19 protein-coding genes and 2 tRNA genes are annotated in these 23143 nt (G+C 74.2%); 11 read left to right on the forward strand and 10 right to left on the reverse strand.

What is annotated here, in order from left to right:
• The first annotated feature begins 78 nt into the window (after positions 1–78).
• From ACWPWV_RS12850 to ACWPWV_RS12865, 4 genes are all read left to right on the forward strand, one after another.
• Positions 79–975, forward strand: a complete 897-nt coding sequence (locus tag ACWPWV_RS12850; RefSeq protein ID WP_454043366.1) for a methyltransferase domain-containing protein — start codon at positions 79–81, stop codon at positions 973–975.
• Between the two features lie 44 nt (positions 976–1019).
• The gene (locus tag ACWPWV_RS12855; RefSeq protein ID WP_454043367.1) at positions 1020–1802 is read left to right on the forward strand and encodes a fumarylacetoacetate hydrolase family protein; all 783 of its coding nucleotides are present in this window, start codon (positions 1020–1022) and stop codon (positions 1800–1802) included.
• Positions 1803–1868: 66 nt separating this feature from the next.
• Positions 1869–3365: a glutamate--tRNA ligase gene (gene gltX, locus ACWPWV_RS12860; RefSeq protein WP_454043368.1), complete on the forward strand. Its 1497-nt coding sequence runs from the start codon at positions 1869–1871 to the stop codon at positions 3363–3365.
• A 17-nt stretch (positions 3366–3382) separates the two neighbouring features.
• Positions 3383–4156 carry an HAD family hydrolase gene (locus ACWPWV_RS12865; protein WP_454043369.1) on the forward strand — a complete coding sequence of 258 codons (774 nt, stop codon included), beginning with the start codon at positions 3383–3385 and terminating at the stop codon, positions 4154–4156.
• Here the strand turns inward: ACWPWV_RS12865 and ACWPWV_RS12870 are convergent.
• Together ACWPWV_RS12870 and ACWPWV_RS12875 are read right to left on the reverse strand one after the other, a co-directional pair.
• Positions 4146–7169: a glycoside hydrolase family 9 protein gene (locus ACWPWV_RS12870; protein WP_454043370.1), complete on the reverse strand. Its 3024-nt coding sequence runs from the start codon at positions 7167–7169 to the stop codon at positions 4146–4148. The genes ACWPWV_RS12865 and ACWPWV_RS12870 overlap by 11 nt on opposite strands.
• 161 nt (positions 7170–7330) lie before the next feature.
• Positions 7331–8437: a YeiH family protein gene (locus ACWPWV_RS12875; RefSeq protein WP_454043371.1), complete on the reverse strand. Its 1107-nt coding sequence runs from the start codon at positions 8435–8437 to the stop codon at positions 7331–7333.
• A 69-nt stretch (positions 8438–8506) separates the two neighbouring features.
• Between ACWPWV_RS12875 and ACWPWV_RS12880 the strand changes: the two genes are divergently transcribed.
• The gene (locus ACWPWV_RS12880) at positions 8507–9442 is read left to right on the forward strand and encodes a LysR family transcriptional regulator (protein ID WP_454043372.1); all 936 of its coding nucleotides are present in this window, start codon (positions 8507–8509) and stop codon (positions 9440–9442) included.
• 89 nt (positions 9443–9531) lie between these two features.
• Positions 9532–10509 (forward strand): aldo/keto reductase, encoded by a 978-nt coding sequence (locus ACWPWV_RS12885; RefSeq protein ID WP_454043373.1) that lies wholly within the window; start codon positions 9532–9534, stop codon positions 10507–10509.
• Positions 10510–10546: 37 nt separating this feature from the next.
• Here ACWPWV_RS12885 and ACWPWV_RS12890 read toward each other — a convergent pair whose 3' ends face one another.
• Positions 10547–11206 (reverse strand): hypothetical protein, encoded by a 660-nt coding sequence (locus ACWPWV_RS12890; protein ID WP_454043374.1) that lies wholly within the window; start codon positions 11204–11206, stop codon positions 10547–10549.
• A gap of 350 nt (positions 11207–11556) precedes the next feature.
• On the opposite strand from ACWPWV_RS12890, the gene ACWPWV_RS12895 reads away from it, so the two are divergent.
• The 3 genes from ACWPWV_RS12895 to ACWPWV_RS12905 all read left to right on the forward strand — a co-directional run bounded on the left by ACWPWV_RS12895 (position 11557) and on the right by ACWPWV_RS12905 (position 12427).
• Positions 11557–11628, forward strand: a tRNA-Gln gene (locus tag ACWPWV_RS12895).
• 99 nt (positions 11629–11727) lie between these two features.
• Positions 11728–11800 (forward strand) — tRNA-Glu (locus ACWPWV_RS12900).
• 198 nt (positions 11801–11998) lie between these two features.
• A complete protein-coding gene (locus ACWPWV_RS12905) occupies positions 11999–12427 on the forward strand; it encodes a hypothetical protein (RefSeq protein WP_454043375.1) in 429 nt (142 codons plus the stop codon).
• 64 nt (positions 12428–12491) lie between these two features.
• On the opposite strand, the gene ACWPWV_RS12910 is transcribed toward ACWPWV_RS12905, so the two are convergent.
• From ACWPWV_RS12910 to ACWPWV_RS12920, 3 genes are all read right to left on the reverse strand, one after another.
• Positions 12492–13466: a PH domain-containing protein gene (locus ACWPWV_RS12910; protein ID WP_454043376.1), complete on the reverse strand. Its 975-nt coding sequence runs from the start codon at positions 13464–13466 to the stop codon at positions 12492–12494.
• A 9-nt stretch (positions 13467–13475) separates the two neighbouring features.
• The gene (locus tag ACWPWV_RS12915; protein WP_251151738.1) at positions 13476–13643 is read right to left on the reverse strand and encodes a hypothetical protein; all 168 of its coding nucleotides are present in this window, start codon (positions 13641–13643) and stop codon (positions 13476–13478) included.
• 205 nt (positions 13644–13848) lie between these two features.
• Positions 13849–14568, reverse strand: a complete 720-nt coding sequence (locus ACWPWV_RS12920; protein ID WP_454043377.1) for an IclR family transcriptional regulator — start codon at positions 14566–14568, stop codon at positions 13849–13851.
• 162 nt (positions 14569–14730) lie between these two features.
• Here ACWPWV_RS12920 and leuC point away from each other — a divergent pair, with 162 nt between their 5' ends.
• Positions 14731–16212: a 3-isopropylmalate dehydratase large subunit gene (leuC, locus tag ACWPWV_RS12925; protein WP_454044536.1), complete on the forward strand. Its 1482-nt coding sequence runs from the start codon at positions 14731–14733 to the stop codon at positions 16210–16212.
• 56 nt (positions 16213–16268) lie between these two features.
• Positions 16269–16907 (forward strand): 3-isopropylmalate dehydratase small subunit, encoded by a 639-nt coding sequence (leuD, locus tag ACWPWV_RS12930; protein ID WP_454043378.1) that lies wholly within the window; start codon positions 16269–16271, stop codon positions 16905–16907.
• Between the two features lie 92 nt (positions 16908–16999).
• Here leuD and ACWPWV_RS12935 read toward each other — a convergent pair whose 3' ends face one another.
• The 4 genes from ACWPWV_RS12935 to ACWPWV_RS12950 form a co-directional block, all read right to left on the reverse strand.
• Positions 17000–17884, reverse strand: coding sequence for an LLM class flavin-dependent oxidoreductase (locus ACWPWV_RS12935; RefSeq protein ID WP_454043379.1), 885 nt, complete (start codon positions 17882–17884; stop codon positions 17000–17002).
• 80 nt (positions 17885–17964) lie between these two features.
• A complete protein-coding gene (locus tag ACWPWV_RS12940; protein ID WP_454043380.1) occupies positions 17965–19281 on the reverse strand; it encodes a hemolysin family protein in 1317 nt (438 codons plus the stop codon).
• A gap of 47 nt (positions 19282–19328) precedes the next feature.
• Entirely contained in the window at positions 19329–20303 is a 975-nt protein-coding gene (locus tag ACWPWV_RS12945) for a DUF808 domain-containing protein (RefSeq protein ID WP_454043381.1), read from the reverse strand.
• Positions 20304–20411: 108 nt separating this feature from the next.
• Positions 20412–22943: a leucine--tRNA ligase gene (locus tag ACWPWV_RS12950; RefSeq protein WP_454043382.1), complete on the reverse strand. Its 2532-nt coding sequence runs from the start codon at positions 22941–22943 to the stop codon at positions 20412–20414.
• Positions 22944–23143: the final 200 nt, after the last annotated feature.

Raw genomic sequence — 23143 nt, forward strand, 5'->3', positions numbered from 1 at the left:
GCGCCGTTCTCGCGACCCCGGCGACCAGAGTGTGAGAACGGGGTCGAGAACGCCCCACGTCCGGCCTACCGTGCGGGTATGACGGAAACCCCTCTCAGCGGAGCCGCCGACGCCGCCGACCCCCGCGGCGACGCCCCCACCGGGGCTGCCGGCTCCAACCCCTCCAAGGAGTCCGAGTCCTACACGCACGGCCACCACGAGTCCGTGCTGCGGTCCCACCGGTGGCGCACGGCCGAGAACTCCGCGGGCTTCCTCCTCCCGCACCTGCGTGAGGGCATGAGCGTGCTCGACGTCGGGTGCGGCCCCGCGACGGTCACCGTGGACCTCGCGGAGCGTGTGGCCGGCGGGCGCGTCGTCGGCGTGGACGCCTCGGCCGCCGTGCTCGACAGCGCGCGCGACCTCGCCGCCCAGCGCGGCACGGCCAACATCACGTTCCAGCAGGCGAACGCCTACGAGCTGCCGTTCGCCGACGGCACGTTCGACGTCGTCTACGCCCACCAGCTCCTGCAGCACCTGTCCGACCCGATCGCCGCGCTGCGCGAGATGAAGCGGGTCGCGAAGCCCGGTGGCCTCGTCGCGGTGCGCGACGCCGACTACGCCGCCATGACCTGGTACCCCGAGTCCCCGGGGCTCACGGAGTGGAACACGCTCTACCACGAGGTCACGCACGCCTACGGGTTCGAGGCCGACGCCGGGCGCCGCCTCTTCGCCTGGGTCCAGGACGCCGGGTTCGACCTCGCGGGGATCGTGCCGTCGGCGAGCACGTGGTGCTACGCGACGCCCGAGGACCGCACGTGGTGGGGCGGGCTGTGGGCCGAGCGCTGCGTCGCGTCCAACTTCGCCGTGCAGGCGCAGGAGTCGGCGCTCGCGGACGACGTCGCGCTCGAGCTGCTCGCGCAGGACTGGCTGCGGTGGGCCGAGGAGCCGGCGGGCTGGTTCGCGCTGCTCAACGGCGAGGTCCTCGCCCGGGTGTGAGCGCCGACGCGGTGGCGCCGGCGCCCGGCCGATAGCCTGGGCCCGTGCGCATCGCGAGATTCACCACCGGAGACGACCCCCGCTACGCCCTCGTCCAGCAGGAGGGGAACCGCACGTACCTCGCGGTCCTCACGGGCGACCCGCTCTACATGCCGGTCACGCCGACGGGGGAGCGCGTCGAGCTGGGCGACGGCGTGCGCCTCCTCGCGCCGGTGATCCCGCGCTCGAAGATCGTCGCGGTGGGCCGCAACTACGCGGACCACGCGAAGGAGATGGGCAACGACGTCCCGTCGAGCCCGCTGCTGTTCCTCAAGCCGAACACGTCGGTCGTCGGCCCGGACGACCCGATCGTCCTGCCCGACTTCTCGCAGGAGGTCTCGTACGAGGCCGAGCTCGCCGTCGTCATCGGTCGGCTCGCCAAGGACGTCACGCCGGAGGCCGCGTCGGCCTACGTGCTCGGCTACACCGTCGCCAACGACGTCACCGCGCGCGACGCCCAGCGCACCGACGGCCAGTGGGCCCGCGCCAAGGGCTTCGACTCCTCGTGCCCGCTCGGCCCGTGGATCGACACCGACCTCGACCCCGAGGACGTCGGCGTCCGCAGCCGCGTCAACGGCGAGACCAAGCAGGACGGCCGCACGAGCGACATGGTCTTCGACATCCCGTTCCTCGTGTCGTACGTCTCCGAGGCCATGACCCTCCTGCCGGGCGACGTCATCCTCACGGGCACGCCCGCGGGCGTCGGGCTCGTCGACGTCGGTGACCGCGTCGAGTGCGAGGTCGAGGGCATCGGCGTGCTGAGCAACCCGGTGGTCCGCCGCGGCTGAGGCACCGGCCGAGGCGAGGGCGGACGTCCGGGTGGGTGTCCGGCGCCGGACACTAGGCTGGTCCCCGTGATCCCCGCACCTGGTTCCTCGCCCGTCCGTGTCCGCTTCTGCCCGTCCCCGACCGGGACGCCGCACGTCGGGCTCATCCGCACCGCGCTGTTCAACTGGGCGTACGCGCGGCACGTGGGCGGGACGTTCGTGTTCCGCATCGAGGACACCGACGCCGCGCGCGACAGCGAGGAGAGCTACCAGCAGCTCCTCGACGCGCTGCGCTGGCTCGGGCTCGACTGGGACGAGGGCGTCGAGGTCGGCGGGCCGCACGCGCCGTACCGGCAGTCGCAGCGCGCGGACCTCTACCAGGACGTCATCCGGCGGCTCGTCGAGGGCGGGTACGTGTACGAGTCGTTCTCGACCCCGGAGGAGTCGGACGCGCGCAACGCCGCCGCCGGGATCAAGACCAAGGGGTACGACAACTTCGACCGCACCCTCACCGACGAGCAGAAGGCCGCGTTCCGGGCCGAGGGCCGCGAGCCCGTCCTGCGCCTGCGGATGCCCGACGAGGACATCACCTTCACCGACCTCGTCCGCGGCGAGATCACCTTCAAGGCCGGCTCGGTGCCGGACTACGCGCTCGTGCGCGCCAACGGCCAGCCGCTCTACACGCTCGTCAACCCCGTGGACGACGCGCTCATGGGCATCACGCACGTGCTGCGCGGCGAGGACCTGCTGTCCTCGACCCCGCGCCAGATCGCGCTGTACCGGGCGCTGCTCGAGATCGGCGTCGCGACGGTGATGCCGGAGTTCGGCCACCTGCCGTACGTCATGGGGGAGGGCAACAAGAAGCTCTCGAAGCGCGACCCCGAGTCGAACCTCTTCCTGCACCGCGAGCGGGGCTTCACGCCCGAGGGCCTGCTCAACTACCTCGCGCTGCTCGGCTGGTCCATCTCGCCGGACAACGACATCTTCTCGGTCGACGAGATGGTCGCGGCGTTCGACGTGCACGACGTGCTGCCCAACCCGGCGCGCTTCGACCTCAAGAAGGCCGAGGCCATCAACGCGACGCACGTGCGGATGCTCGCGCCCGAGGACTTCCGCGACCGCCTCGTCCCGTACCTGCACGCGGGCGGCCTCGTCCCCGCCGACTCGTTCGCCGACCTGGAGCAGCGCCACCAGGACCTGCTCACCGCCGCCGCGCCGCTCGTCCAGGAGCGCATGGTGCTCCTCGGCGAGTCCGTCGGGATGCTCGGCTTCCTCTTCACCGCCGACGACGCGCTCGTCATCGAGGACGACGCCCGGTCCGCGCTCAAGGACACCGCAGCCCCGGTGCTCGACGCCGCCGTGGCCGCGCTCGGCGACGTCGACGACTTCACCGCCGAGCCGATCCAGGCCGCGCTGAACGCCGCGATCGTCGAGGGTCTCGGCATCAAGCCGCGCCTCGCGTTCACGCCGCTGCGCGTCGCCGTCAGCGGGCGCCGCGTCTCGCCGCCGCTGTTCGAGTCGATGGAGCTGCTCGGCAAGGAGTCGACGCTCGCGCGCCTCGCGAGCCTGCGGGCCGCGCTGTGAGCGGTCTCCCTGCACCGGTGGGTGGCGGCACTGCCGTGGAGTCGCCCGGTCGGGCGCTGGACGGCGTGCTGTTCGACGTCGACGACACGCTCGTCGACACGATGGCCGCGTTCGCCGCCGCGATCACCGCGGCGTCCCGGGTCTGGCTGCCGCACCTCCCCGAGGACCGGTACGACGAGGTCCTCGCGCTGTGGCGCGCCGACCCGAACCAGCACTACCGGGCCTACACGCGCGGCGAGATCGACTTCGACGCGCAGCGCATGGCGCGCGCCAACGAGCTGCAGGCGACCTTCGGTGGCCGCCTTCTCGACGACGCGGCGTACGTGGACTGGAAGGACCTCTTCTGGGGCACGTTCGAGGACTCGTGGACCGGTTTCGACGACGCGCGCCCGGTCGTCGACGCGCTGACCGCCGCCGGGGTCCGCGTCGGCTCGCTGTCGAACGCGCGCGTCGAGCTCCAGACCCGCAAGCTCGCCGCCGCGGGCCTGCCCGACGTCCCCCTGCTCGTCGGCGTCGACACCCTCGGCTTCGGCAAGCCCGACCCGCGCGTGTTCGCCGAGGCGTGCCGCCGCCTCGGCACCGACCCGGCGCGCACGGCGTACGTGGGCGACGAGCTCGACGTCGACGCCCGCGCGGCGCTCGCGGCCGGGCTCGTCGGCGTGTGGCTCGACCGGCCCGGGACGCGCCGCGGCGGGCCGCACCCGGAGGACCCGGAGGCGGCCCGCGCGTCGGGCGTCCTGGTGGTGCACGGGCTGGACGAGCTGCCCGCGGTGCTCGCTACTACCGGCTGACCGTCCGGCCGACCGTCAGGCACGCCGCGCCGTCCAGCCAGAACTGCTCCGGCTGGGGGGACGCGAACGAGCCCGGGTCGCCGATGAACCCGACCGTCACCTTCTTCGCGGCGTGCGCGTTCCAGGGCAGCGAGGTCGCGGTGACCGTCTCGCCGTCCTGCGACCACCCGGCGCTCCACGCCTGGCGCGTGATGCGCTGGTCGCCGACCCACGACCACGTGAGCTCCGACCAGTCGAGCGGACCGCTCGTCGAGCGCAGCCAGAGCTGGGCGTTGAACCCGCCGGGCCACGACCCGTGCTCCGTGTACGACACCTCGCACGTCGGCGCGACGACCTCGCCCTGGCCCTGGTCCGCGAGGAACGAGGCGACCCACGTGAGCGCGGAGTTCCAGTTGATCGTGATCTCGTTGCTGGCCCACGACGAGATGTCGTCGACGTAGCAGGTCTGCGGCGCGCAGCCGTCGGGGAAGAGCCCCTGCATGGTCGGGTCCCACGTGGGCGCGTCGGAGTTCGGCCCGCCCGCCACCGACCCGGCGGGCGGGTGCGGGAGCTCCGGGTTGAGCTGCGCGGCGAACCAGCGCGAGTGCTGGTTCTGCGCGAAGACCTCGCCGTACCCCGTCACGTAGGACAGGTTGAGCGCGTTCCGCCCGAGCAGGTAGTCCGTGGACTCGATCACGGCGTCGCGGTACGCGACGTCGCCCGTGAGGTCGAACGCCGTGCCGAGCACCACCTGCGCGTTGAGCACCGAGCTGTTCGACCCCCAGACGTACGTGCCGTCCTCCTCGCCGGCGTAGGCGGCGCCCCACGGCCCGCCCTGCTGGACCGCGAGGAGCACGTCCGCGCCGTCGAGCACGACGTCCCGCGCGGTCTCGCGGTCCGGGTGCTCGTTCGGGACCGTCGCGAGGTCGAGGAGCCCCAGCGGACCGACCTGCCCCCAGCTGAACCCGCCGCGCCCGATCGTGTCGGTGACGTCGTCCAGATGGGCGTGGACGTAGTCGGCGAACGTCCGCTCGCCGGTCGTGAGGTACAGCTCGACGGCCGCCCAGAAGAACTCGTCGGAGACGTCCGCGTCGTCGTACGGACCGCCGCCGTCGGCACCGTCGGCCGCGGGCGCGTAGAGGTCCGGCGTGGCCAGCGCCGCGGCCCAGGCTGTCCGGGCGTCGGCGAGCAGCGCGTCGGCGTAGTCCGCGTCGTGCGCCGCGAAGAGGCGGGCGCCCTGGGCGGCGGTCGCGGCGAGGTTGAGCGTCGCCGCCGTCGACGGGCGGTGCAGGTAGCGCGTCTGCGGGTCCTCGTGCGGCAGGAGCGGCAGACCGGTCCAGCCCTTGTCGTGCACCTTGTGGTGGACCATGCCCGCGAGCGGCTCGCCCTCCGGTACCGTCATCGACCGCAGGAACTCCAGCTCCCAGCGCGCCTCGTCGAGGACGTCCGGGACGCCGTTCGCGGCCTCGGGGATCGCGAGCGTCCCGTCGGCGAGCGCGCCGGCGTCTCGCGTGGCGGCGTGCAGGGACCGCTCGTAGGTCGCGAGGAGCTGCGCCGTCGCGATGCCGCCGTTGACGACGTACTTGCCGTGGTCCCCGGCGTCGTACCAGCCGCCGACGACGTCGAGCGTGTAGTCGCACGTCCACGGCTCCTCGTACGGCTGCACGGGGTCGTCCGCGGGCTGGCACGGGACGTCGAGGTCGCCCTGGTTGGTCGCGCCGTCGGCGGGGGAGGAGACGTGCCCGGCGGGCCGGGCGTACTCCTCGCCGACGAGGTCGGCGTCGATCTCGGTGCCCGACCGCGCGAGGTAGAAGTAGTCGAGAGCGTCGTACCGCAGCGCGTCGTAGGCGGAGGTCCCGACGTCGAACGGGTGGGACGTCTCGCCGTCGGCGGTGAGCGTGTAGGTGCCGGCGGGCAGCGAGCCGAGGTCGATCGTGTGCACGGTCTCGCCCGACGACGCGTCGGCGCCCGCCGGCGTGGTCTCGCCGGACGCGACGACCTCCTCGCCGGCCCGGACCTGCCAGGCGACGGGGCCGGCGGCGTCGGTCACGAGCGTCGCGCGCTGCGGTCCGTCGGCGAGGTAGCCCACCTGGTTGACGCGCACGCGCGGGCCGGTGTCCGGCTCGTAGGGCGGCAGGGTCGCGCCCGAGACGAGCGAGACCGTCTCGAGGCAGAACGTCCACGCCTCGCTCGCGCCACCGAGCTGGAACGCCATCTGGGTCTGCGGGTAGGTCTCCTGACCGCCGTCGTCGGGGCCGGGGAGGGTGAACGCGAGCTCTCCGCTCGGGCCCGACGCCTCGCCGTACGCGGTGTACGGGTCCACCTGGAGCCCGACGACGGCCCGCACCGGCCCGTCGCCCGTGCCCGTGTACCGCGCGACGTAGTCGCCGGCGGGCAGCTCGAGGTCGTTGACCCCGAGGATCGCGTCGTAGGTGCCGACACCGCCGGGGACGTCCACGCACGCGGCGCCGGACGAGGTGTCGATCCCGGTCGGGCGCGAGTACCACCACGGGTCGCTGCCGTCGGTGAAGTCGGTCCGGGGCAGGTGCTCGGTCCCGGCAGGCAGCAGCGAGACGTCGTCGAGGCAGAACGTCCAGGCGGTGTCGTGCCCGCCGAGCTGGAAGCCGACCTGGGCCTGCGGCTCGTCCGCCGCGACGTCGAAGGTGACGCTGTGCGTCCCGGCCGCGGCGCCCGGTGCGATCGCGAGCGTCCCGTACGCGTCGTAGGGGGCGTAGTCCTGCGCGACGTTGGCCCGGACGGGTCCGTCGCCGGACGCGGTGAAGGTCAGGGTCCACTCGCCGGCGGGCAGGTCGACGCCGCCCTGGCCGACGATGTGGGTCCACGGGTCGCCGCCGGCGGGCACGTCGGCGCACAGCACGCCGTCCGTGACCGTGGTGGCGACCTCGGACGTGGACCACCAGGCGCCGCCGCCGTCGTCGAAGTCGCCGTCGACCACGTCGGCCGCGGCCGGGGCGGCGAGCGGGAGCAGCAGGGCCGCGGTCGCGGCGAGAGCGAGAGATCGGGTGCGGTGCACGGGGAGTCCTTTCGTCGACGGTGACGAGACTCGCGGGACGAAGAAGCGGTGGAAGCGCTCCCACTCGACGCGTTCCTCGAACGTAGCACGCGTGGCCCCCGTCGAGAAGTGCCGGGCACCGGATCCGCACGCCACCGGGCGCGGGTCGTGTCCGGCGCGGCTCAGGTGAGCAGCAGGACCCCGACGAGCGCCGTCGTCGTGACGAGGAGCGCCGAGAGCGCGCCGAGGACGAGCGCACGGCGGCCCGTGCGCACGAGGTGCGGGACGTCGACCCCGAGCCCGAGCGCGAACATCGCCGCGACGAACGCGACCGTCATGAGGGTCGACCCGGCGTCCAGCACGGACTGCGGCACGACGCCGACGCTGCGCAGCGCCGCCGCGGCCACGAACCCGGCGACGAACCACGGGACCGGGGGCACGCGCGTGCGGCCGCCCGGCACTCCTCGGCGGGCCGCGAGCACCCCGGCCCCCGTCACGACCGGCGCGAGCAGCGCGACGCGCGCGAGCTTCGCGACGGTCGCCGTCGCGAGCGCCGCCGCGGACACCGTGCCCGCCGCCGTGACGACCTGGGCCACCTCCTGCACGCTCGCGCCGATCCACAGCCCGGTCTGGGCGGCGTCGAGGCGCAGGAGCCCGGCGAGCCACGGCAGCACGACGATCGCCAGGGTGCCGTACACGGTGACGAGCGCGAGGGCGGTGGCGACGGCGTCGTCGTCCTCGCGGACCTGGCCGGGCGTCCGCCCCGGCCGCGCGACGACCCCCTGCATCGCCGAGATCGCCGCCGCGCCGCAGATCGAGAACCCGGTGGCGACGAGGCGCGACGTGGCGCGAGGGACGCGCAGGAGGCGGCCCAGCGCGAGCGTGCCGGCGAACGTCACGGCGAGCGTCGTGGTCACGACGACGAGCCCGCGCCATCCCAGGGCGAGGACCTCGGGCAGGGACAGCTGCAGACCGAGCAGGACGACGCCCGTCCGCAGCACCGTCGACGTCGTCCACGCGATCCCCGGACGGAGGCTCGCGACCCGGGCCGCGGCGCGCGGGCCGCGGGCGCGCGCGAACGCGACGGAGCCCACCACCGCGCCGAGCACGAGCGCGACGACGAGGGGCGAGACCGACGGGACGAGCCGGGACGCCCCCAGCACGACGACGGTGGCGACGGCCACGACGCCGAGGCCGGGAGCGAGGGCGTGCGCGGCCCGGTGCGGGGCCGTCGGCGCCGGGGGAGCGCCGTGCCAAGTGGGATCGGTCGTCGGTCGGACGATGGTCATGCGTCCAGGCTGTCGCGTGCGGGCTCGCGCGGGAAGGCCGACCTCCCTCGGCACCCATAGGATGAATCTATGGCTTCGACGCCGCGAGACCACCGCACCCCGCTCGGCGCGCTCGAGCTGCTCGTCGCGACCGACTCGCACGGGTCGATCAGCGCCGCAGCCCGTGCGCTGGGCGTCGCGCAGCCGACGGCGTCGGCCGGGCTGCGCGCGCTCGAGCGCCGGCTCGGGCTGGAGCTGCTCGAGCGCACGACCCGGGGTGCCCGGCTCACCGAGACCGGGCGCGCCACCGCGGCGTGGGCGCGCGAGGTGATCGACGCCTCCGACCGGTTCGAGACGTCCGTCGCGTCGCTGCGCGAGCAGCCCGTCGAGCGGGTGCGCGTCGCCGCGAGCCTCACCGTCGCGGAGTACCTCGCACCGCGGTGGCTCGCGCGTCTCGCGCTGACGGACACGTCGCGCTCGCCGCGGGACGCCCCGGACGTCGAGCTCGTCGTGCGCAACTCGACCGACGTGACGGACCTGGTCCTCGCGGGCGACGTCGACCTGGGGTTCGTCGAGAGCGCGACGCTGCGGCGAGGGCTGCGCAGCCGCACGGTGGCGCACGACGAGCTCGTGGTCGTCGTGGGCCCGGGGCACCGCTGGGCGCGTCGCAGCGCCCTGCGCGTCGACGAGCTGCTCTCCGGCGGGCTCGTGGTCCGGGAGGGAGGATCCGGCACGCGCGAGACGCTCGAGCGGGGCCTCGCGGCGCTCGGCGAGCGCCTGCCCGACCACCTGCCCTACCTCGGGTCGACGGCGGCCCTCAAGACCGCCGTCCAGCACGGCGGTGCGGTCGCGGTCCTCTCGAGCCTCGCCGTGGCCGACGACGTCCAGCGGGGCGCGCTCGTCCGGCTCGCCGTCCCGGGGCTCGAGCTCCGCCGGCGGCTGCGGATGGTCTGGAAGGACGGCACGGCGCTGTCCGCCGGAGCGCGCCGCATCGCCGCCGCGGCGAACGCGACGGCCCCCGGCTGACGGCCCCCGGCTGACGGTCCCCGCAGGTCGTTCCCGCGGGTCCGAAGCCCCCGGTTGCCGCGGTGCCGACGCCGTCGGAGAGTGTCCCGATGCGCACCCTCGACCTCGGCACCCACGTCCCCGCCTCCGTGATCGGCCTCGGGACGTGGCAGTTCGGCTCGCGCGAGTGGGGCTACGGCGACGACTTCGCCGACCGGCAGGCACGCGAGATCGTGCGGCGCGCGCTCGAGCTCGGCGTGACGTTCTTCGACACCGCGGAGCTCTACGGATTCGGGCGCAGCGAGCGGATCCTGGGCGAGGCGCTGGGGGACCGGCGCGACGACGTGGTCGTCGCCACGAAGATCTTCCCGCTCCTGCCCGTGGCGCCGGTCGTCGAGCAGCGGGCCGTCGCGTCCGCCGACCGGCTCGGCGTCCGGCGCATCGACCTGTACCAGGTGCACCAGGCGAACCCGGTCGTGCGCGACGGCACGACGATGCGGGGGATGGGAGCCCTGCAGCGCACGGGCCTCGTCGACCAGGTGGGCGTCTCCAACTACGCCCTCGCCCGGTGGCAGGCCGCGGAGCGCGCCCTCGGCGGACCGGTCGTCAGCAACCAGGTCGAGTACTCGCTCGTCCACCGCGACCCCGAGGAGGAGCTGCTCCCGTGGGCACGGACCGCAGGGCGCGTCGTCGTGGCGTACAGCCCGCTCGGGCAGGGCGTGCTGTCGGGTCGGTACACCGCGGACGACCGTCCGCAGGACGCCGTGCGGAGGGCGAACCCGTTGTTCGCGCCCGAGAACCTCGCGCGCCTCGCTCCGCTCCTGGACACGCTGCGGCAGGTCGGCGAGGCGCACGACCTCACCGCGTCGCAGGCCGCGCTCGCCTGGGTCGTGGCGCGCCCGAACGTGCTCGCGATCCCGGGCGCGTCGAGCGTCGAGCAGCTCGAGAAGAACGTCGAGGCCGCGACGGTGCGTCTGGCGGACGACGAAGTCGCGGCTCTCGACGAGCGGTCCGCGGCGTTCCGTCGGGTGCCCACCGCGGAGCGGGTGCGCGGCGCCGTGCGGCGCCGGGTGCGCCGCGCCGCCTGAGCGTCGTCCTGCTGCCCGGCACGCGGCCCGGGTGCCGTCAGCGCACCGTCGCGTCCCAGCGCCAGCGCGTGCGGCGGGGCCGCCCGGGGAGCTCGCCGCGCCCGGTGGCCCACAGGAGCACGAGGTCCGGCTCGACCTCCTCGACGGCGACGTCGGGGAAGAGGCGCCCGAGCACGCCTGCCGCCAGTCCGACGGGGAACGGGGCGTGCTCGCCCGTCAGCCCGAGGAGGACGTCGTGCCCGTGGACCAGGACCTCGACGACCCCCATGGCGGCGAAGCCCTCCGGGTCGGAGAGCCCGTACGGGTGGTAGGCGCGCACGCCGTCGGGACGGCTCTCGACGAGCGTCGCGAGCAGCTCGGCACCGCCGAGCAGCGCCTCCGTGAGACCGGCCGTCCCCGTCTCGCGGTCGACGTGCACGATCTCGTCCTCGCCGCGGGGTCCGACGAGGGGCACGTACGCGAGCCGGGGGAGGGCGGCGAGCTGCAGGGCGTAGGCCACGAGGTCGTCGACCACGTGCTCCGCCGTCGTCCAGCACGACCAGCGCACGGGGCCGGCCTGCGCGTCGAGCGCGGCCGCGTCGTGGCGCTCGAGAGCCCGCGCGAGCCACGCCGCCGCGGTGCGGACGTCGGCCCCGGTGACGCGAGATCCGGCGCGCCCGTGCGCACCGTCGCCCGTCCCGAAGGGCGGCGGGGTCACGCCGCTCCCGAGGCCGCGTCGGCGCGGGGGCACCCCACGCGGGACGGCCGGTGGGTCCCGGGGGAGGTGACGAGGCCCGGTCGGGAGACCGTCGGCGCGGGACGGGGCGGCGGTGTGGTCATGGATCGACGGTGCCAGACCGACGACGACGCGGCGACCGGCGACACGCGTCGCGGCCGTCGTCGTGCGCCGTCGCGCGGGCGTGCGGTCCACGTCACGGGTGTCGCATTTGGTCCCCGTCCCCGCGTCCGGTAATGTTCTCGGCCGGTGAGACCTCCACGTGAGGGGCCGAGGGGACAGGTGTCAACCCGTCCGAACGGCCCGCTGATCACAGGGGGTGGATACCACCATGGGGTATGGTGTAATTGGCAGCACGAGTGGTTCTGGTCCACTTAGTCTAGGTTCGAGTCCTGGTACCCCAGCGATGAGCTCCGGCTCCTGGATCGGCGGTCAGAACCGCCTGAGACATGAGGTAGAGTTCTCACCGGTGAAACGCTCCGGGAACGGATCGGAAGCCACAGGCCCCCATCGTCTAGCGGCCTAGGACGTCGCCCTCTCACGGCGGTAACACGGGTTCAAATCCCGTTGGGGGTACATCTCGAAGGCCCGGTCACCACACGGTGACCGGGCCTTCGGCGTTCCTCCGGACGTCCCGAGCCGGGCGCCGTCCTCCTCGGGCGGAACGCGCCGGCCGGCACCCCGCGGCGGGCGGGATGGACGGCGCCCGTTCCCGCGCCGGACGGAGCGACCGCTGCCCGCGCCGAGTGTGACGTGCGTCGCTATGCTCGCCGCATGGTCCGATTCCTCATCCGCGTGCTGATCCTCCTGGCCTCCGTCGCCCTCGGTCTGCTCGTGGCGAGCTGGGTCATCGACGGCGTCGTGCTCACCGCGGCGGGCTTCACCGTCGCGGTCGCCGTCTTCACGGTCGCGCAGGCCGTGCTCTCCCCGTTCATCGCCAAGATGACGGCGCGGTACGCGCCCGCGTTCCTCGGCGGGATCGGTCTGGTCTCGACCTTCGTCGCGCTCCTCATCGCCTCCGCGTTCGGCGACGGCCTGCGCATCGAGGGCGGCGTCGTCCCGTGGATCCTCGCGACCCTCGTCGTGTGGCTCGTCACGGCGCTCGCCACGTTCCTCCTGCCGATGTTCTTCCTCAAGGAGAAGCTCGGCGACAAGGACCGTGGCGACGGTGCGGGTCCGGCCGCGAGGGCCGTCACCGGCTGACCGTGTCCCGTCGCACGCCCGGGCGCTGAGGGGGCCTCGTCCGGACGGCGACTCGTCCCGACGCTCAGGGGGCTTCGTCGCGCCCGGGGCCGGGCTCGTAGGGCTTCGGCACGGGCGGCGACGCCGGCCGTGCGTGGACCACGGGGACGTAGGTCGCGCGGTGCTCGCCCGAGACGGCCCAGCCGGGCCCGTCGTCCGGGTCCCCGCGGTGCCCGACGGCGGGCAGCGGCTGCGTCGGTCCGCTCGACTTCCCGGACGTCCCGGCGTCCGTCCGTGCGTCGCGGCCCGCGACGACGACCGGGTCGCCGCGCGGCGGGACGGGTGGTGCCGGCGGTACCGGAGCGGGTGGCACGGGGTTCCGGCCGTCCCAGGCGGGCGCCGGGGGTACCGGCACCGGCCGGCCGACGGCGTCGGGCGGCTCGGTCTCCACGGGGCGCACCGGGGGTGGCGGCCCGCCGTCGCCGGGGCGCGCGGCGGGCGTCCCCGGAGGGGCGGTGGCGGGCGGCGCGGAGAAGCCGCCGCCCGGGCGTCCGGCCATCCCGCCGGGGCCGAAGAGGGTGTCGCAGATCCGGCGGTAGGTCGCCTCCGGTCGCGCCACCCAGTCGATCTGCCGCAGCGCCTGGTCCTGGCCGGCCGACTCCAGGAGGAACTGGCCGTAGCCGAGCACCCGACCGGTGAGCGAGCGGCCGTAGTTGAGGTCCGTCACCTTGGTGAGGGGCATCATCGCGACCTTGTGCGTGATCAGGCCGTAGAGGAGCAGGAGCCGCTTGTCGGTGGCGACGAACCACTCGTTGCGCCACTCGAGCACCTTCCACCCGAGCCGCACCACCAGCACGAGCCAGAGCAGCCACAGCACGAGCAGGCCGTCACCCGCCGACGGCCCCGCCTGCACGAGGAGCCAGGCGACGACGACCAGCCCCGCGACCGTCGTCGCGACGGGCTCGAGGAGCATGGCCCAGTGGTGGCGCGTCGCGACCACGACCCGCTCGCCGGTCAGGACGTAGCGGTCCAGGATCCGGTTGCGGGGCCCGCCGCGCACCGCCACCGCTCAGTCCAGGAGCGAGCTGAAGAACTGGCCGATGCTGCGGAACGCGCCGACGATGACGTCCCAGATCCCCTCGAGGATGTCGGCGGCTCGTTCCGGGCTCGTGACGATCGCGTACAGCGCGAAGATCACCAGCGCCCAGATCAGGATCGCCTTCACCTTCGGATGCATCGGGGCTCCTCCGTGTCGAGGTCGGTCGGACTGCCAGACGGTGCGCCCCGGGTCGGGCCGCGTCGGACGGCCCGCACAGCATGACAGCAGACGGTGTCATTTTGACAGGGGGCGTCCCGTTTGCGTCGCGCGGCGCGCCGGGCCCGGCGCAGTCCGCGCGGCTCGTCCCGCCGTGCGGCGTGCCGAGCGCCGGCCCCCGGCTCGACTACTCGCCGGCGCGGCGGAGCACCTCGGTGAGCCGGTTCGCCGCCGCCGCGACCGAGCCCGAGTGGAGCCGGCCCGGCTGCCGGGTCAGGCGCTCGACGGGACCGGAGATCGACACGGCCGCGACCACGCGGCCCGACGGCCCGCGCACGGGGGCCGACACGGACGCGACACCGAGCTCGCGCTCCGAGACCGACTGGGCCCAGCCGCGGCGTCGGACCCCGGAGAGGATCGTGGCCGTGAAGACGGCCTCGCGCAGACCCCGGTGCAGGCGGTCGGGCTCCTCCCACGCGAGCAGGATCTGGGCGGCGGAGCCGGCGTTCATCGTGAGCGTGGCGCCCACGGGGATCGAGTCGCGCAGCCCGACCGGGCGCTCCGCGGCGGCGACGCAGATGCGGTGGTCGCCCTGGCGGCGGTAGAGCTGGGCGCTCTCGCCGGTGTGGTCGCGCAGGGCCGTGAGCACGGGGTTCGCGGCGGCGAGGAGACGGTCCTCGCCGGCGGCGGTCGAGAGCTCGTTGAGGCGCGGTCCGAGGACGAACCGCCCCTGCATGTCGCGCGCGACCATGCGGTGGTGCTCGAGCGCGACGGCGAGGCGGTGCGCCGTCGGGCGGGCCAGTCCCGTGGCCGTGACGAGCTGCGCGAGGGTGGCCGGTCCGGACTCCAGGGCGCCCAGGACGGAGGCCGCCTTGTCCAGCACGCCGACTCCGCTAGTATTGTCCATAGGTCGATATTGGCGTCTCATGCAATGAGATGCAAGTCCGCCGAGGATGTTCCACCCGCTGGACGCTCTCCACGGCCCGTCGCCCGACGACGGACCATCGACCCCGACGGCTCTCCGTGCCCCCGCGGAGCGGCCGTGACAGACGACGAGGAGATGAGCAACATGGCCGGCACGCTGGCGGAGAAGGTCTGGGACGCGCACCTGGTGCGACGCGGCACCGACGGGTCGCCCGACCTCCTCTACATCGACCTCCACCTCGTGCACGAGGTCACGAGCCCGCAGGCGTTCGAAGGGCTGCGCCTCGCCGGCCGCCCCGTCCGGCGCCCGGACCTCACCATCGCGACCGAGGACCACAACACGCCGACGCTCGACATCGACCTGCCGATCGCCGACCTCACGAGCCGCACGCAGATCGACACGCTGCGCGACAACGCGCGCGAGTTCGGCGTCCGGATCCACTCGCTGGGCGACGCCGACCAGGGCATCGTCCACCAGGTCGGGCCGCAGCTCGGCCTGACGATGCCGGGCCTGACCGTCGTGTGCGGCGACTCCCACACCTCCACGCACGGCGCGTTCGGCGCGCTCGCGTTCGGCATCGGCACGTCCGAGGTCGAGCACGTGCTCGCGACGCAGACGCTGCCGCTCGCGCCCTTCAAGACGATGGCCATCAACGTCGACGGCGAGCTGCCGCCCGGCGCGACGAGCAAGGACATCATCCTCGCGATCATCGCCAAGATCGGCACCGGCGGCGGGCAGGGCTACGTGCTCGAGTACCGCGGTGACGCGATCCGCAGGCTCTCGATGGAGGCGCGGATGACGATCTGCAACATGTCCATCGAGGCCGGTGCCCGCGCGGGCATGATCGCGCCCGACGAGACGACGTTCGAGTACCTCAAGGGCCGCCCGCACGCGCCCGAGGGCGCCGACTGGGACGCGGCCGTCGAGTACTGGCGCACGCTGCGCTCCGACGACGACGCCGAGTTCGACACCGAGGTCTACCTCGAGGCCGCCGACCTCGAGCCGTTCGTCACGTGGGGCACGAACCCCGGCCAGGGCCTGCCGATCTCCGCGACCGTGCCCGTCCCCGAGCAGATCGCCGACGAGAACGAGCGCGTCGCCGCCGAGCGCGCCATCGAGTACATGGGCCTCACGCCCGGGCAGCCGCTCCGCGAGATCCCCGTCGACACCGTGTTCATCGGGTCGTGCACCAACGGCCGCATCGAGGATCTCCGGTCCGTCGCCAAGGTCGTGCAGGGCAAGAAGAAGGCCGACGCCGTGCGCGTGCTCGTCGTCCCGGCCTCCGCGCGCGTGCGCCTCCAGGCCGAGGCCGAGGGGCTCGACAAGATCTTCCTGGACTTCGGCGCCGAGTGGCGCAACGCCGGCTGCTCGATGTGCCTCGGCATGAACCCCGACCAGCTCGCACCGGGGGAGCGCGCCGCGTCCACGTCGAACCGCAACTTCGAGGGCCGTCAGGGCAAGGGCGGGCGCACGCACCTCGTCTCGCCGCTCGTCGCGGCCGCGACCGCGCTGCGCGGCACGCTGTCGTCGCTGTCCGACCTCGACCTGCCGGCCGACGTCGACATCACGTCCTTCGACGGCACGCCGCTCGCGCCGCTCGACCCGCGCGTCCTCGTGCAGGTCTGAGCAGCGCCCAGCGCCCGACCGCCGTCCCTCCCCGAAGCCCCGAAGAAGGTCCCGTCATGGAGAAGTTCACGACCCACACCGGCGTCGGCGTCCCGCTGCGCCGCAGCAACGTCGACACCGACCAGATCATCCCCGCCGTCTACCTCAAGCGCGTCACCCGCACGGGCTTCGAGGACGCGCTGTTCGCGGCGTGGCGCGGCGACCCCTCGTTCGTCCTCAACCAGGACGCCTACAAGACCGGGTCCGTGCTCGTCGCCGGCCCCGACTTCGGCACCGGCTCGTCCCGCGAGCACGCCGTGTGGGCGCTCAAGGACTACGGCTTCCGTGTCGTCCTCGCGTCCCGCTTCGCCGACATCTTCCGCGGCAACTCCGGCAAGCAGGGCCTCGTCGCCGGGATCGTCGCGCAGGAGGACGTCGAGCTCCTGTGGAAGGTCCTCGAGACGAACCCCGGCACCGAGGTGACCGTCGACCTCGTCGCGCGCACCGCGTCGGCGCAGGACGTCACCGTGGCGTTCCAGATCGACGACTACACGCGCTGGCGCCTCATGGAGGGTCTCGACGACATCGGCCTGACGCTCCAGCACGAGGAGGAGATCTCCGCGTTCGAGGCGACGCGAGCGTCGTGGCGGCCGAAGACCCTGCCGGCGAAGACGCTGCCGAAGGTCGAGATCGAGGCGGCTCGGCCCGTCGGCTGAGATCCTCACGCACGGCGGAGCGGGGGGCGGGTCCTGCGGAGGTGACGACGGGGTCGACCATCCGTGGGGCTCGTCCCTCGCCCCGGTGAGGGTCAGGGGCGTGGCGGGCCCTGGTGGATCGCGTCGAGGAGGGACTGCGGGGTCGCGGTCTCCGGGTCCCAGCGCGACTCGACCCACCAGGTCGCGCCGGCGTCCGCGAGGCCGGCGAGCTGGTCCTGCGCCGCCGAGCGGTCGGTGGGGAGCTCGCCCTGGAGGACGACGTCGAACGGGCGCTCCTCGAGCCCCAGCTCGGTGCGGCGCGCGGTGAGCCACGTGACCAGGGCGGCGACGTCGTCGGGGCGGGGGACGTCGAAGCCGCGGTCGCCCCTGAGCTGCACGACGATGCCGTCGTGGTGCAGGGTGCGGTCGAGCGACCGCAGGGGCGGACGCTCGGCGTCCCAGACGCCGACGGGCCACACGGGGATCCTCCGCCCGACGACCGGGCGCTCGACCGGGCGCGGGAGGAAGTGCATCTCGCTCGTCTCGAGGCGCGTGCCGGAGAACGCGAACGGCTCGCCGGTCCACGCGCGGTCGAGGAACGCGAGGGCGTCGTCGAGCTGCGCCGCCCGGTCGCGCAGGGCCTGCGGCTCGCCGGGGACGGCCGAGAAGCCGCCGTCGTCGAGCACCCCCACGCCCACCGGCAGGACGAGACGCCCGCCGGACAGGTGGTCGACCGTGACCGACTGCCGCACGACCTCCCACGGCTTGCGCCGGGGGAAGGCGAACACCATCGCGCCCAGCGCGATCCGCTCGGTCCGGACGGCGACCGCGGCGAGCACGGCCCAGGGGTCGTACGTGTCGACCTCCATGATGCTCATGCCGTCCCACGAGAAGAAGCCGTCCCAGCCGTGCTCCTCCGCCGCGACCGCCATGTCGACCACCTCGGTCACCGAGCCGAAGCTCCCGACGACCCCGACCTTGATCCCCGTCGCACTCATGTCCTGGACGTTACCCACCCCCACCGACACCGCCTGAGTGCATGAAATAGTCGCGCGAGAGGGCACCGATCGCGACTATTTCATGCACTCAGCGGGGCGGGGGTGATGTCGAGGCGGACGATCCGGCGGCGCGACACCTGCGTCACGGTGAGGCGACGACCCGCGACGTCGACGTGGTCGCCGACCTCCGCGAGCCGCCCGAGCTCGGCCACGACGAATCCGGCGACGGTCTCGTACGGCCCGTCGGGCAGCGCGATGCCGGTACGGCGGGCGAGCTCCTCGATGGTCTGACCGCCGTCGACGCTCGTCGCCTCGCCGTCCTCGGGCACCGGCGGTGTGTCGTCCGGGTCGTACTCGTCGCGGATGTCCCCGACGAGCTCCTCGACGAGGTCCTCGAGCGTGACGATGCCGTCCGTGCCGCCGTACTCGTCCACGACCACGGCGATGTGCACCCCCTCGCTCCGCATGCGCGACATCGCGGGCAGCACCGTGTTGGTCGCGGGCAGCTCGAGGATCGGCCGCACGACGTCGCGCACGAGCACGGGGAGCCCGGTCCCCGGGTCCCGCTCCGGATGGTCCGGGCAGTCGCGCCCGAGCAGGTCGCGCACGTGGAGGAACCCGACGACGTCGTCGAAGTCCTCTCCGGTCACGGGGTACCGCGAGAACGGCCCGGCGGCGACGGTGCGGGCTGCGTCGGCGAGCGTCTCGTCACCGGAGAGGAACGCGACGTCGCCGCGCGGCGTCATCGCCTCGGCGAGCGACCGGTCGCCGGCGGCGAAGACGTCGTCGAGGATGCGGCGCTCGTCCTCCGGCAGCGCCTCGTGCGCGAGGACGAGCTCGCGCAGCTCCTCCTCGGTCATCTCCTCGCCGCGCGCCGACGGGTTCCCCCCGAGCAGCCGCACGACGGCGTCCGTCGACCGCGACAGGAGCCAGATCACGGGACGCATGAGCGTCGCGAACCGGTCGAGCGGGGGCGCGACGGCGAGCGCGACCGACGCCGAGCGCTGGAGCGCGACGCGCTTGGGCACGAGCTCGCCGAGCACGAGGGAGAGGTACGCGACGAGCAGCGTCAGCAGGACGAGCGCGACGGTCGACGCGAGCGGCTCCGGCAGGCCCAGGCCCTCGAGCACCGGCGCGAGGTCCGGGGCGAGCGTCGACGCGCCGTAGGCGGCCGAGAAGAACCCCGCGACGGTCACGCCGATCTGGACGGCGGCGAGGAAGCGGTTGGGGTCGCGTGCCACCGCCGCGACGCGCGCACCGCGCTCCGACTGCTTCTCGAGCTGCGCCACCTGGCTCTCGCGCAGGGAGACGAGGGCGATCTCCGTGCCGGCGAACACGCCGCCGACGAGGACGAAGAGCAGCACGAGAGCGATGTTGGTCCAGGTGCCGGAGTCCATCGCCCCATCCAATCAGGGACGGGCGTGCCGAGGCGGCGGGGAGGCCCTCACGCCTCGGGCGACGAGCTCGCCTCGGGTTCCGGCGCGGTGCGCCGGTGCCTCAGGTGCTGCACGAGGTGGATCACGGCCACGACGACCGCGCCGACCACGACGCCGACGATCGCGGAACCCAGGGTGTCGACGAGCCATGCGAGGAACCCGCCCACGCCCGGCACGCCGTGCACGGCGTCCTCGAGCACGTGGAGGAGGTCGTATGGCGCGTGCCACCCGAGGTCGTACGTCCCCTGCAGGAGGATGTGGCCACCCACCCAGAGCATGGCGACGATGCCGACCGTCGAGATGACGGACATGACGCGCGGCATCGCGGTGACCAGGCCGCGCCCGAACGACTGGACCCAGCCGGTGCGGCGGCGTGCGAGGTGCAGCCCGATGTCGTCCATCTTCACGATGAGCGCGACGATCCCGTAGACGACCGCGGTGATGAGGACCGCGACGATGACGAGGATGATCGCGCGCGACCAGAAGCCCTCGTCGGCGACCTCGTTGAGCGCGATGACCATGATCTCCGCGCTGAGGATGAAGTCGGTGCGCACCGCGCTCGACACGACCTTGTCCTCGTCGACGGCCTTCTTCGCGGCCGCGTCGTCCACCGCCCCGTGGTGCTTGCCCGAGACCATCTCCCACAGCTTCTCGGCGCCCTCGAACGCGAGGTACGTCCCGCCGAGCATGAGGAGCGGCGTGAGCAGCCAGGGCAGGAACTGGCTGAGGAGCAGCGCCGCCGGGAGGATGAACAGCAGCTTGTTCCGCAGCGACCCCGTGGCGATCCGCCGGATGATCGGCAGCTCGCGCTTCGCGGCCAGACCCTCGACGTAGCGCGGCGTGACGGCCGTGTCGTCGATGACGACACCCGTCGCCTTGACGCTCGCGCGCCCGGCGGCCGCGCCGATGTCGTCGACGGAGGCGGCCGCGAGCTTGGCGAACGCCGCGATGTCGTCCAGGAGGGCAGCGAGTCCGACGGCCATGAGGTGGTCTCCGTACGCGGGCCCGAGGTGCCGCGGGCGGGTCCGCTGGTCGTGTCGGGACGCGGCCGCAGCATCGTATCCGTCGCAGACGAGCTCGCGCGTCGGCGGTCATCCGCGCGACGCGCGCGTCACGACGTTGACGAGCCGCGGCGGTCGCACGACGACGCGCACCACCTCGCGCCCGTCGGTCGCCCGGGAGACGCCCGGCACGGCGAGCGCGCGGTCCCGCAGCGTCGCCTCGTCGACGTCGGCGGCGACCGTGAGCCGTCCGCGCACCTTGCCGTCGACCTGGACGACGGCCTCGGCCGTGTCCTCGACGAGCAGTCCGGGGTCGACGTCGGGCCACGCCGCCTCCGCGACCGACGGCGCGTGCCCGAGCCGTTCCCACGCCTCCTCGGCGGTGTACGGGGCGAACAGGCCGAGCAGCACGGCGACGACCTCGGCGGCCTCGCGGACGGCGGCGTGGTGCGCGGCCACGTCCTCCGCCGGGTCCGGGCCGTCCGTCGCCGCCCGGCGCGCCGCCGAGACGAGCTCCATGACGCGCGCCACGACGACGTTGAACCGCGACCGCTCGAGGAGGTCCTCGGCGTCGTGCACGGTCCGGTGCGTGGCGCGCCGCAGGGCGTGCGCACGCGTCCCGGGCAACGCCTGCGCCCGCCCGGCGTCGGCGGAGCGGCCCGTGCCGGGCCCGGCCGGTCCCGCGACCGCGTCGACGAGCCGCAGCACGCGCTCGCAGAAGCGGCGCATCGCGGCCGGGTCGACGTCGGCCCAGTCCACGTCGTCTTCGGGCGGCCCCGCGAAGACCATCGCGAGGCGCACCGCGTCGACGCCCCACCGGTCGAGCTGCGCGCCGAGCTCGACGCCGTTGCCCAGCGACTTGCTCATCGCGCGGCCGCCGTTGAGCACCTGGCCCTGGTTGAGCAGCGTCGCGAACGGCTCGACGACGTCGACCCACCCCAGGTCGTGCAGCACCTTCGTGACGAACCGGCTGTAGAGCAGGTGCAGGATCGCGTGCTCGACGCCGCCCACGTATTGCGCGGCGGGCATCCACCGGCGGGCGTCCTCGGGGCGGAACGGCGCGTCGTCGGGTGGGCCCGCGCCGTCGGCCGCCTCGCCGAGCGAGCAGTACCGCAGGAAGTACCAGGACGAGTCGACGAACGTGTCGAGCGTGTCCGGGTCGCGCTCGGCGTCCGCCCCGCAGCGCGGGCACGGGACGCGCCGCCACGCGTCGGCGGCGGGGGACGCGAGCGGCGAGCGGCCGCGGGGGAGCAGGTCGTCGCCGGCGAGGTCCGGCAGACGCACGGGCAGGTCCTCGTCGGGCACGGGGACGACGCCGCACGCCGCGCAGTGCACGACGGGCACCGGCGCGCCCCAGTAGCGCTGCCGGGACACGAGCCAGTCGCGCAGCCGGTACGACGTCGCGCGCTCGCCCGCACCCGAGCCCTCCAGCCGCTCGACGGCGTCGTCGACCGTCGGCCACGTCGCGCCCGAGCCCGTCGGCAGGCCGTGGGCGGCCGCGAACCGGGCGTCGCGCTCGTCGTGCGCGGGCACGCCCATGACGGCTCCCGTGCCGTACCCGGGCAGGACGTGCTCGGCCGCCCACACCGGCAGGTCCTCGCCCGTCACGGGGTGCCGGACGTGCGCGCCGAGGAACAGTCCCGAGGACCCACGGTCGGTGCGTGCCCGCGCGATCTCGCCCGCGGCGAGCGCGGCGGCCCGGTACGCGGCCAGCTCGCCGGCGCGGTCCGGGCTGCACAGCGCGGTCGCGAGCGGGCTCTCGGGCGCGACCGCGAGGAACGTGACCCCGGGCAGCGTGTCGGGCCGCGTCGTGAACGCCTCGACCACGGCGGGGCGCTCCGGGTCCCGCACCGGGTGCGGGTCGCCGTCGGGCACGACCGCGAACCGGATGCGCGCGCCCTCGCTGCGCCCGATCCAGTGGCGCTGCATCGCGAGCACGCGCTCGGGCCACGCGCCCTCGAGCGCGGCCATGTCGTCGAGCAGCCGGTCCGCGTAGGCCGTGACGCGGACGAACCACTGCGTGAGCTCGCGCTGCACGACCTCCGCGCCGCACCGCTCGCACCGGCCGCCGACGACCTGCTCGTTGGCGAGGACGGTCCGGTCGGTCGGGCACCAGTTCACGGGCGCCGTCGCGCGGTACGCGAGGTCGTTCTCCAGCAGGCGCAGGAACAGCCACTGCGTCCAGCGCGAGTACTCCGGCCGGTGGGTCTCGAGGCGTCGCGACCAGTCGAACGAGACGCCGTACCTGCGGGCGGTCGCGGCCTGCGTCGCGATGTTCGCCTCGGTGAACACGGCGGGGTTCTCGCCGCGGCGGATCGCGGCGTTCTCGGCGGGCAGGCCGAACGAGTCCCAGCCGATGGGGTTGAGCACGTCGAACCCGCGCAGTCGCCAGTACCGCGCGACGACGTCCTCCAGGGCGAACACCTCCGCGTGACCCATGTGCAGGTCGCCGGAGGGATAGGGGAACATCGTCAGCAGGTAGCGGCGGGGGCGGCTGCCGTCGTCGCGGGCGCGGAACGTGCCGCGCTCGTCCCAGGACCGCTGCCAGCGGTCCTCGATCTCGGCGGTCGACGACCGTGTGGTCGGGGGAGTGGCGGGGGTTGAAGGATGTGCGGCGTCCACGGTGAGGCTCCTCGACAAGGTGGGCTTCGTCGTCGGGCACTCGCCGTGCTCACCCGGGAACCGTCACCGGGACGCGCAGGCACCGCCGCGCCGAGCGTGCCCGCCCGGCGGGCTCAGCGCGGCCCGGGAAGGAGGAGCCGCAGGTGTCGCATCCCGGACATCGTCGCCCGGCGGGAGCGCGCGGTCAACCCTGCGACCTG

Source organism: Cellulosimicrobium sp. Marseille-Q8652 (assembly GCF_965112045.1).